Origin of the sequence: Cylindrospermum sp. FACHB-282 (genome assembly GCF_014697195.1) — a bacterium.
GTDB lineage: Bacteria > Cyanobacteriota > Cyanobacteriia > Cyanobacteriales > Nostocaceae > Cylindrospermum.
In genome coordinates this window covers 1-9095 of record NZ_JACJRJ010000089.1, presented here as the reverse complement: position 1 = coordinate 9095, position 9095 = coordinate 1, and the positions used below count along the sequence as shown (strand labels likewise).

Sequence of the window (9095 nt, the reverse complement as noted above, 5' to 3'; positions counted from 1 at the left end):
TAAGCTGATTAAACGTTCTGGTTATGGATTTAGAAATTTTGAAAACTTTAGAGTTAGATGTTTATTAAATTGGGTTTAGCTTATTATTTTGGCATAACAAGTACTGAAGAGCCTTGTGTTTTTACAATTTCGCCGTCGTTATCGCTATGAAAATGGTGATTTATTTAAATTTTATTTAGTTTCTTATTTAAGTTTTCGATTTTTGATAGATTTTATTAAACCTGATTTTCATCCTTTCTTAGGAATGAGTGCAATTCAAGTTGCTTGTTTATTAGCTATTTTATATTATCGTCGCAGTATTCCCCAAATATTCCAACTAACAAAATTTGATTAATTACCATGCCTACTCGCAACTACCTTTTTTATGCTTTGACGAATAGCGTTTGCTCTAAATGTCTCGTTAAAGTGGAAGCAAAAATAATTTTTAGAGATGATTGTGTTTACCTTGTTAAGCACTGTCCCACCCACGGGAGAGAAGAAATTTTAATTGCCGATGATATTGAATATTATAAAAAATCTCTAGAATTCATCAAGCCAGGGGATATGCCTCTGAAGTTTAACACCCCAATTAAATATGGCTGTCCTTATGATTGTGGACTTTGCCCTGATCATGAACAGCATAGCTGTATAACTGTAGTTGAGGTGACAGATAAATGTAATCTTTCCTGTCCGATTTGCTATGCTGATTCTGGTGCAGAAGAAGTTTCTGATATATCGCAACAAACGCGCCGTCATCGCAGTTTAGAACATATTACGATGATGATTGATGCGGTGGTGGCGAATGAGGGAGAACCACAGATAGTACAAATCAGTGGCGGTGAACCAACAATGCACCCAGAGTTTTTTGAAATTCTAGATATTGCCAAAAGCCGACCTATTAAGCATTTGATGATTAATACCAATGGTTTGAGGATTGCTAAAGATAAATCATTTTGCGATCGCCTCAGCCAATATATGCCCGGAATTGAGATATATCTGCAATTTGACAGCTTTGAAGCCGAAGCATTACAGGAATTACGCGGCGCAGATTTGCGGGGTGTGCGGGAAAAAGCTATTGCCCATCTCAACGAATATAACATCTCCACTACTTTAGTTGTCACCCTGAAAAAAGGTTTAAATGACCACGAAATTGGCAAAATTATTGAATATGCTTTACAACAAAAATGCATTCGGGGTGTAACTTTTCAACCAATCCAAGCAGCGGGAAGACTAGAGGGATTTGAAGAAAAGCGAGATAGGTATACTTTAACAGAAGTTCGCCGCTCAATTCTCCAACAAAGTCCCCATTTTAAACCTGAAGATATTCTCCCAGTTCCCTGCCATCCTGATTGTTTAGCAATGGCTTATGCCCTAAAAATCAATGGTAAAGTTATACCTCTAACTGGCTTAATCAATCCCGATGCATTTGTGAAGATGTTGCCAAACAGCGTGCTTTATGAGCAAAATCAAGAACTGAAAAAACAAATTTTTGAATTATTTTCTACCAGTCATTCACCAAAATCCGCTGCAACTTCGTTAAAGCAGCTTTTGTGTTGTTTACCCTTGTTGGCTGTACCTGAAGGTATTACATACTCCAATGTATTTCGGGTGATGATTGTCCAGTTTCTCGACCCTTATAACTTTGATGTTCGTTCGGTGAAGCGCTCCTGTATTCATATTGTCCACCCAGACGGGAGGATTATTCCCTTTGATACCTTCAATATGTTTTACCGCGAGGGTAGCGCTGGATATCACTTAGTTAATAATCGTCCCGATTAAATATGATCTGTCAACATTAAATAGAGAGGTGGATTAATGTCTGAAAAAAATGAACTTTTGGGATTTTTTTTAGGTATATTGTTGTTATTGGGGATGCATATTGTAGCAATAGCAGTAATATTTCTTCTGGTCTTAATTGTCGATAAGATATACGGTAATTACTCTTTAAACGTTTTGCTTTATGGGATTTTGGGTTTTTTATTCTGGCAACTTTTATATGTAATTCCAGTTTGTCTCTGGCTAAAACGACGACAAGCACCAGGAATGATGAAAGGTGTGATTATTGGTGCAGTGATTACTGCTTTATTAAATGGTACTTGTTCTTTGCTGATGTTCCCTCGGTAAACTAGCAGCAAAAATCAAAGTGAATCTATTCGCGTTAGAAAACCGAGAGACAAAAATCGGTAGATGCTTGCAAAGTCATTTTCTGGAAGTAGGAATTAAGCTTTAGTGCTGTTTGTTGAGAGCATCACTCAACTGAGTTCCTGTGTAATTTGGTATCCAACCTTCTGCATTTGTGAAATAGCGGATCGCTTTGAAATGCAACGATGCTGAAGGACTACACCAATGCTCTATTCCAGCAGGAATATGGAGATAGTCTTGTGGTTGAAGTAAAAGCTGTACTTGACTACCATCTGGTCGCACGAAACCATAAATCATATCTCCTGCTAATACGTAGATTGGTTCGGCAGTGGTGTGAGTATGATACTGGCTATAAGTCGTGATCTGCGTTTGGAGATTAGGCGAACCTGGATGTACACTCTGCAAATCACACCAGAGATAACCGTTTTCTTGTTGCAGGAATTCAAAGACGCTGTTATGAAGTCCTAAAACATAACGCTTTTCAGACTCTGTGACAACATCTTGATCTAGCAGGTTGGGGAACAGGAGGGATGTTCCGGGGTCGTAATGGCTTAGGTGGATGCCGAGGGGTTCAAGTTCACGAACTATCTCGCTTAACTCAGTCTCAATTGTGCCGTCGTCAAGTAATAAAGTCGCCATGACAAAAAGACTAATTATCTGTTAACAAGAGTATACTTAATTTTAAATCAAATAGCCACTATTTCCGATAGACAAACCGGAGTTTTATTACATAGTTAAGTATGCGGCTTGAATTCACGTCTGAGACTGCCAGTCAATTCCGGATTTTTGCAAAAATGGCGTCCTCTCCCTTAATATTTAGAATGATTATCATTATTATTAATCGTATATTTTATTTTCTGGAAGTTCCTAGGCTGATGACAATAAGCGATTAAACCGCTTTACCAAAGTAAAAATTTAGACAACTGCCTAACCGAGCAGACATCAAGCTAGTTTTAATCCTCAAACGCAGAGGTGCAGGGGACTATTTTACTGCGTTTTCTTAACCTTAATGTTAAGTATTTACTAAATCAAGTCCCATGATATCGCGCAGGTGGTAGCATTCAGTACTCCAGGGTAAGAAATCAAAGCTAATTACTCTCTTTTAAACCAATAACCATGCAAACCCCTGTTTCTGCCCCTAGTGGGCTATAAATCAACGCTTCTGTGCAATTCGGCTCTTGGCTATGCGAGCAAAATCTCAGCTTGGCATTCACAACCTACCAAACCAACCGCCTTTTTTTCGTTGGTAGCCAAGCGAACGGACAGTTGAAGCTCAACGAAAGGCTATTCGACAAACCAATGGGGCTATATCTAGCAGGCAAAAGCCTCTACATGACAACCCGCTACCAACTCTGGCATTTTGATAACTTCTTGGGTAATGGCGAAAAGTACAAAGAATGCGATCGCCTTTATGTCCCCCGCACCGCCCACACCACAGGCGATGTCAACGCCCATGAACTAGTCTTAGACGACTCCGGAAAAGTTATTTTTGTCAATACCGACTTTAGTTGTTTAGCCACCCTCAGCCCAGACTACAACTTTGTCCCCATTTGGCAACCGCCCTTCATCTCCAAACTCGTCGCTGAAGATCGTTGTCATCTGAATGGGCTAGCAATGGTAGAGGGCAAACCCGCTTATGTGACCGCCTGTAGTACCACAGATACAGCCGCCGGGTGGCGTAATCATCGCGTCGATGGCGGAGTCGTCATCGACGTTGCCCAGAATGAAATCATCGCCACAGGCTTATCCATGCCCCATTCTCCCCGTTGGTATCAGGGGAAATTATGGTTACTCAATTCCGGCACAGGGGAATTAGGCTACATCGAGGAGCATCAATTCCATCCCATCACCTTCTGCCCTGGATTTGTGCGCGGGTTAGCTTTTTGGCAAAACTTCGCCTTCGTGGGACTATCTCAACTACGTTCCCAGAGTTTTACCGGATTAACCCTAGAAAACCGCTTAAGTTCCCAAGGCAATCGCCCCCAGTGTGGCTTAATGGTAATTGACTTGCAGACAGGCACAACCCTGCACTGGCTATATTTTCAGGGAGTAATAGAAGAACTATTTGATGTCGTAGTTCTGCCTGGGGTGCTACAACCCCAAGCAATTGGTTTACAGTCAGACGAAATTCAGCGCCTAGTCACATTTCCCAACAGTGGCGGCATTGTCACCACCAAACCCACCGCCAAACGTCCCAGTTTAGGTGCAATCCCCCCCGTCGCTGGTTTACCCACACAACAAATTACCCCCCTTAATCCCCCCGAAGATTGGGGGGAAACCAGACAATCTAGTTCCCTCCCCTTAACAAGGGGAGGGTTAGGGAGGGGTAATCCGAAGACTAGTAGTGAGGCAGCCTTATCAAGGGGGGAGCAAATCCGTTACCAACGGGTGTATCACCTCAACAGCAGCAACGCCCTCGACTACAATCACCTCACCTATCCCAGCCTGCAAAAACGCTGGCAAACTCAACCGCCCCAAGGCGAATTAACCGGGCTTTCCGCTTCCCTAGACGGTGCAATAGTCGGCTTTGCCATCAGCGAACGTTTAAACCCCCAACAAGCCGAAATCATCTCCCTATTCGTCTTACCCGAATACCGTCATCAAGGAATTGGCACAAGGTTAGTCGCCTATTTAGAACGAGAATTAGCCCAACAGGGATGTGTTGAAATCATCCTCAGCTATTCAACCAGTACACTTACCAATGTAGCTTTAGAACCGCTACTGCAAAAGCTACATTGGCAACCACCCCAAATTAACTTGGTGCTAGGCAAAACCGCCACAGAAAAAATTGCCCAAGCACCTTGGTTAAACAAGTATCCCCTACCTCCAACCTTTGAGGTGTTTCCTTGGTTAGATGCCGGTTTATCCCTGCCGCCTAATGTCGAGGCACACCGCTTAGAACCCCTAAATAGCTTGGGATTGCGCTATCGGGGGGAGGTAATTGGTTGGGTGTTAACCCATCGGGTAGCACCTGACACAATTCGCTACACCACTTTTTCAATTGCGGAAGCATTTGAGAAGCGGGGGCGAGGGGTTTCGCTGTTAGCTGAAGCGATTCATCGTCAAGTTAACAGTGGTGTTCCCTACCTCACGGGTTCGGTTTCTTACCGACATCCGCGTTTGTTGCAGTTTGTCGAACGACACCTGACACCCTATTTAACTGGGGTAGGGGAAGTGCGGCAAACGAGTAAGTTGATTAACCCTACACTTGAATCAAGAGAAAACTAACATGGCTGACCCGAATTTTATCGCCCCAATTACCAACCCCTTCGGATTAACGGATGTGGGGTTTTATGCTGCACCCACCTTTGCCGATATCGATGGCGATGGGGACTTGGATGCTTTTGTGGGTAATTTAGACGGTAATACCCAGTTCTACCGCAACACCTGAACTCAGACGGCTCCCACCTTCACCGAAGAAGCCACCAACCCCTTTGGACTGACAGATGTGGGGTCTGTTGCGAAACCCACCTTTGCCGATATCGATGGCGATGGGGACTTAGATGCTTTTGTGGGTAATAAGTCGGGCAATACCCTGTTTTACCGCAACAGTGGAACTTCGGCTGCTCCCAGCTTCACCTTTGAAGCCAACAATCCCTTCGGACTGACAGCTGTGGGGTATTCTGCTACACCCACCTTTGCCGATATCGATGGCGATGGGGACTTGGATGCTTTTGTGGGGAGTTTTGGCGGCAATACCACATTCTTCCGCAACAGTGGAACTGCCACGGCTCCCACCTTCACCTTTGAAGCCAACAATCCCTTCGGATTAACGGATGTGGGAACTGGTTCTGTACCCACCTTTGCCGATATCGATGGCGATGGGGACTTGGATGCTTTTGTGGGTAATCGCGATGGCAATACCCTGTTTTACCGCAACAGTGGAACTGCCACGGCTCCCACCTTCACCCTGGAAGCTACCAACCCCTTCGGGCTAACAGATGTGGGGTCTAATGCTACACCCACCTTTGCCGATATCGATGGTGATGGGGACTTGGATGCTTTTGTGGGTAATAAGTATGGTAATACCCTGTTCTTTGAGAATCAACCCGTTTCTACCCCAGTTGACCCGACTTTTAACGCCCCAATTACCAACCCCTTCGGACTGACAGATGTGGGGCGTTATGCGACACCCACCTTTGCCGATATCGATGGGGATGGGGACTTGGATGCTTTTGTGGGTAATCGCGATGGCAATACCCTGTTTTACCGCAACAGTGGACCTGCCTCTGCTCCCGCCTTCACCCAGGAAGCTACCAACCCCTTCGGACTGACAGATGTGGGGCGTTATGCGACACCCACCTTTGCCGATATCGATGGGGATGGGGACTTGGATGCTTTTATGGGTAATTATGATGGAAATACCCTGTTCTACCGCAACAATGGAACTAAGACGGCACCGACCTTCACCCTGCAAGCCACCAATCCCTTCGGACTCACGAATGTGGGAACTGGTTCTGTACCCACCTTTGCCGATATCGATGGGGATGGGGACTTAGATGCTTTTGTGGGTAATGCTAATGGCAATACCCTGTTCTACCGCAACAATGGAACTAAGACGGCACCGACCTTCACCCTGCAAGCCACCAATCCCTTCGGACTCACGGATGTGGGAATTGGTGCTGTACCCACCTTTGCCGATATCGATGGTGATGGGGACTTGGATGCTTTTGTCGGTAATCTTGATGGCAATACCCAGTTTTACCGCAACAGTGGAACTGCCACGGCACCCACCTTCACGCTGGAAGCCACCAACCCCTTCGGACTAACAGATGTGGGGTTTTATGCTGTACCCACTTTTGCCGATATCGATGGTGATGGGGACTTGGATGCTTTTGTGGGTAATTATTACGGCGATACCCTGTTCTTCGAGAATACATCCGCTACTACACCCACTGTCAGCATCACCGCACAAACTGCCACAGCCAATGAAGGCGGCAGTAACGGTGTCTATCGCATCACTCGTACCGACACCACAGGGGATTTAACCATCAACCTCACCCTTGATGGCGGCAGCACAGCTGCAACTGCTGACTATAGCCTCAGTGGTGGTAGGTAGCGTCACGGTTTCTGGTAATACCTTAACTGTCACCATTGCGGCTGGACAAAGTTTTGTTGACGTTGACTTATCTGCCATTGACGACATTGCCGCCGAAGCAGACGAAACCCTCACCCTCAACTTAGATACTGGCACGGGTTACACGGTAGATGGTACGAACAATACCGCAACTGTTACTATCGCTGCCAACGATACCGTCGTCACCAACACCAACGATTCCGGCGAAGGTTCCTTGCGGCAAGCGATTCTCAACGCCAATGCCAATCCCGACGCAGATACAATCATCTTTGATACTTCCGCTGGTTCCGTCTTTGCCGATAGTACTCCCGATACTATTACCCTCACTTCTGGGGAGTTAGCCATTACCAGCGCCCTAACTATCGAAGGACTTGGAGCAAGTAACCTCATTATCAGTGGTAACAATAGTTCTACTGCTTTCAGGGTGGATGACGAGGACAGTAACAATCAAATTACCGTAGCAATTAACAACCTGACTATTACTGGTGGAATAGATTTGGCCGGCGCCATTGCTAACATAGAAAACCTGACTATCGACAACAGCAACATCTCTGGTAATACTGGGAATGCTAGTAGTATTTTTAACACAGGAACAGCTACGATTACCAACAGTACCATCTCTGGTAATAGTGGGTTCGTCGGCGGCATTTTTAACACAGGAACAGCTACGATTACCAACAGTACCATCTCTGGTAATGGTGGGTCCGTCGGCGGCATTTTTAACTTAGGAACAGCTACGATTACCAACAGCACCATCTCTGGTAATAGTGGGTTCGTCGGCGGCATTTTTAACTTAGGAACAGCTACGATTACCAACAGCACCATCTCTGGTAATAGTGGAAATACTGGTAGCATTTCTAATACAGGAATAGCTACGATTACCAACAGCACCATCTCTGGTAATACGGCACAAGATAGCGGCGGCGGTATCAACAACGAGGGTACATTGAACCTAATCAGCAGCACTATTACTAATAACACTGCTGACTTTGATAACGATGGCAATGGCGATGGTGGTGGTGTCTTCAATGATGGTGGTACTGTCACTGCCGAAAACACGATTATCGCTGGTAACTTTGATTCTGGAAATGAAAGCCCTGATATTGCGGGTGAATTAATAGGCAATGCCAACAACCTCATCGGTAGCCTTGTTGGTGCATCTGGCAGCATCGGCACTGGTAGCGATATCACCTTTGCCTCGGCTGGCATTACCGATATTAACCAAGTCATCGCTTCTCTCGCCGATAACGGCGGTGCCACTTTCACTCACGCTATAGTTTCCGGTTCGGCTGCCATCAACGCGGGAGACAATACCCTCATTCCCTCTGGTGCCACCACAGACCAACGGGGTATCACTCGCACCATTGGCGGTACAGTGGATATTGGCGCTTATGAATCACCTTTCATCCCCCCAGTTGCCGCCAACGATACTGCCACCACTGATGAAAATACCCTCGTCAACATCAACGTCTTGGTAAATGACACCGATGCCAATGGCGACAGCCTGAGTGTGATTAAAGTTAATGGCAACAGCGTCACAGTAAGTACACCAATTACTCTAGCTTCTGGTGCGCTACTTACTCTCAACGCCAATGGCACTTTCGACTATAGTCCCAACGGTCAATTTGAGTCCTTGGGCGTGGGTGCAACTGCTACCGATAGCTTCACTTACACTGTCAGCGATAATGGCAATGGTGGTACTAGCACAGCAACAGTTAACCTCACCATCAACGGTGTTAACGATGCCCCAACAGGTTCACCAACTGGCATTTTAAGCAACACAGCAGAAGATACTGCCATCAATATTACTGCGGCTGACTTATTAACAGGTTTCAGTGATGTGGATGCGGGTGATATCCTCTCAGTTACCAACTTAACTGCGACTAACGGTGCATTG

At 45.6% G+C, this 9095-nt stretch carries 9 protein-coding genes; 8 read left to right on the top strand and 1 reads right to left on the bottom strand.

Annotated elements, in window-relative coordinates; all coding sequences use genetic code 11:
* From H6G32_RS27520 to H6G32_RS25870, 4 genes are all read left to right on the top strand, one after another.
* A partial coding sequence (locus H6G32_RS27520; protein ID WP_190462299.1) for a transposase occupies positions 1 to 79 on the top strand: 79 nt, incomplete at its 5' end.
* A gap of 36 nt (positions 80 to 115) precedes the next feature.
* A complete protein-coding gene (locus tag H6G32_RS25880) occupies positions 116 to 334 on the top strand; it encodes a prolipoprotein diacylglyceryl transferase family protein (RefSeq protein WP_309232640.1) in 219 nt (72 codons plus the stop codon).
* A gap of 5 nt (positions 335 to 339) precedes the next feature.
* A complete protein-coding gene (locus tag H6G32_RS25875; RefSeq protein ID WP_190463553.1) occupies positions 340 to 1758 on the top strand; it encodes a radical SAM protein in 1419 nt (472 codons plus the stop codon).
* A 36-nt stretch (positions 1759 to 1794) separates the two neighbouring features.
* A complete protein-coding gene (locus H6G32_RS25870; protein ID WP_190463551.1) occupies positions 1795 to 2103 on the top strand; it encodes a hypothetical protein in 309 nt (102 codons plus the stop codon).
* 102 nt (positions 2104 to 2205) lie between these two features.
* Here the strand turns inward: H6G32_RS25870 and H6G32_RS25865 are convergent, their stop codons facing one another.
* On the bottom strand, positions 2206 to 2760 hold the full coding sequence (locus H6G32_RS25865; RefSeq protein WP_190463549.1) for a 1,2-dihydroxy-3-keto-5-methylthiopentene dioxygenase: 555 nt from the start codon (positions 2758 to 2760) through the stop codon (positions 2206 to 2208).
* A 525-nt stretch (positions 2761 to 3285) separates the two neighbouring features.
* Here H6G32_RS25865 and H6G32_RS27335 point away from each other — a divergent pair.
* From H6G32_RS27335 to H6G32_RS25845, 4 genes are all read left to right on the top strand, one after another.
* Positions 3286 to 5349: a TIGR03032 family protein gene (locus H6G32_RS27335; RefSeq protein WP_309232639.1), complete on the top strand. Its 2064-nt coding sequence runs from the start codon at positions 3286 to 3288 to the stop codon at positions 5347 to 5349.
* A gap of 1 nt (position 5350) precedes the next feature.
* Positions 5351 to 5512, top strand: coding sequence for a hypothetical protein (locus H6G32_RS25855; RefSeq protein ID WP_190463547.1), 162 nt, complete (start codon positions 5351 to 5353; stop codon positions 5510 to 5512).
* A gap of 57 nt (positions 5513 to 5569) precedes the next feature.
* The gene (locus H6G32_RS25850; protein ID WP_190463545.1) at positions 5570 to 7180 is read left to right on the top strand and encodes an FG-GAP repeat domain-containing protein; all 1611 of its coding nucleotides are present in this window, start codon (positions 5570 to 5572) and stop codon (positions 7178 to 7180) included.
* On the top strand, positions 7128 to 9095 hold a 1968-nt coding region (locus H6G32_RS25845), incomplete at its 3' end, for a beta strand repeat-containing protein (protein ID WP_190463543.1). The genes H6G32_RS25850 and H6G32_RS25845, both read left to right, overlap by 53 nt.

Coding starts and splice junctions, on each gene's coding strand:
- H6G32_RS25875 (WP_190463553.1), top strand. CDS start 340: ATGCCTACTCGCAACTACCTTTTTTATGCTTTGACGAATAGCGTTTGC.
- H6G32_RS25870 (WP_190463551.1), top strand. CDS start 1,795: ATGTCTGAAAAAAATGAACTTTTGGGATTTTTTTTAGGTATATTGTTG.
- H6G32_RS25865 (WP_190463549.1), bottom strand. CDS start 2,760: ATGGCGACTTTATTACTTGACGACGGCACAATTGAGACTGAGTTAAGC.
- H6G32_RS25855 (WP_190463547.1), top strand. CDS start 5,351: ATGGCTGACCCGAATTTTATCGCCCCAATTACCAACCCCTTCGGATTA.